Source organism: Cellvibrio sp. (assembly GCF_053579595.1).
This window is the reverse complement of sequence record NZ_JBRFPI010000587.1, coordinates 1-1,175: the sequence shown is the minus strand read 5'-3', so window position 1 is coordinate 1,175 and position 1,175 is coordinate 1. Positions and strand designations below refer to the sequence as shown.

The 1,175-nt window shown below is 48.3% G+C and carries 2 protein-coding genes; both read right to left on the bottom strand.

The features are described 5' to 3' along the window. On the bottom strand, positions 1-997 hold a 997-nt coding region (locus ACWA6V_RS21400), incomplete at its 3' end, for an NAD-dependent epimerase/dehydratase family protein (RefSeq protein WP_449524374.1). 6 nt (positions 998-1,003) lie between these two features. Continuing rightward, positions 1,004-1,175 (bottom strand): DegT/DnrJ/EryC1/StrS family aminotransferase (locus ACWA6V_RS21395; RefSeq protein ID WP_449524375.1); only part of this gene is annotated, 172 nt, incomplete at its 5' end.

The window sequence follows — 1,175 nt, the reverse complement described above, 5'->3', positions numbered from 1 at the left end:
GTTGCGCTTTGCTCACATCGGGTACGTATTGCTGGACGGGAGAATTGGCAATCGGTTGCCGGGCAATGGTGACTTTATTTTCACCGTAAATAATATCGGATACGGTTTCAGCCAGGGCTTTGATAGAAATGGCTTGCGCAGAACCCAGATTATAATTTTGCTGGGAGCGGCCATTGATCAACATGGTTAACAACCACACCGTCATATCCGCTGCGTATAAATAGGAGCGGCTACTAGTGCCATCGCCATTGATTGCAATCGTGCGATTGTCGAGTCCATCGCGAATAAAATTCCCCGCTGCAAAGTGTGCATCCAGTGGCAGGTAAGGACCTAGCAACGCAAAGCAGCGCGCAACTTTTACCTGGATATTGTGCTGTTGAGCAAAATTGTGGGCGAGCCATTCGGAGACACGCTTACCCTGTCCATAGGCATTATTGATATCGAGTGAGTCGGGAGCGCCGGAATAATTTTCCGCGATTTGGGATATTGCTGTCGGTTGGCGACCATAAACTGCGCCCGAGCTGGTCAATAAATAACGACTTGCGCCTGTGCGCTTTGCAAGCGCCAAGGTTGCCCGTGTGCCTTGTACGATGTTGTCGAACGTAGTGGTAGGATTGTCACCGGTTTTTACTACATCAGTAGCCGCATGAATCACACTATCAAATGGCTCATGGATTGTATCTAGCGCGGTGACATCGCCTTGAATCAGAGTCACTATCTTATGCGTTGCTAAATGCGGAGCCTTGGTGGTAAACGCAGCGGGATCCCTGCTGAGTACACTCAGGTGGAGATTTAAATCCAGTTGTGCGTTTGCCCATAGCAGCGCCTCCAATAACCAACAACCCACAAAGCCGGTGCCGCCGGTAATAAAAATACGTTGATTGCGCAACGCCGCCCATACCTCGGTTGGCGTTTGCGTAACAATCAACTGCAAATCATCCAGTGCTATACCGGGTTGATAGCTAGTGAGTGTGTGATTAGTAGAGTCCTGATTCATGAGCAGTTAAAAATTCAAACCAAAAAATTCTTCCATTTTTTCGGCGACATAATCGAAATGTTCTGTACCCAACGCAGGATAAATACCTAGCCAAAGCGTGTTATTCATGGTGTTGTCAGTAACCGTTAAATCACCGACCACGCGATGCTCAACCCCTTCAAAATACGGTTGGCGGGTT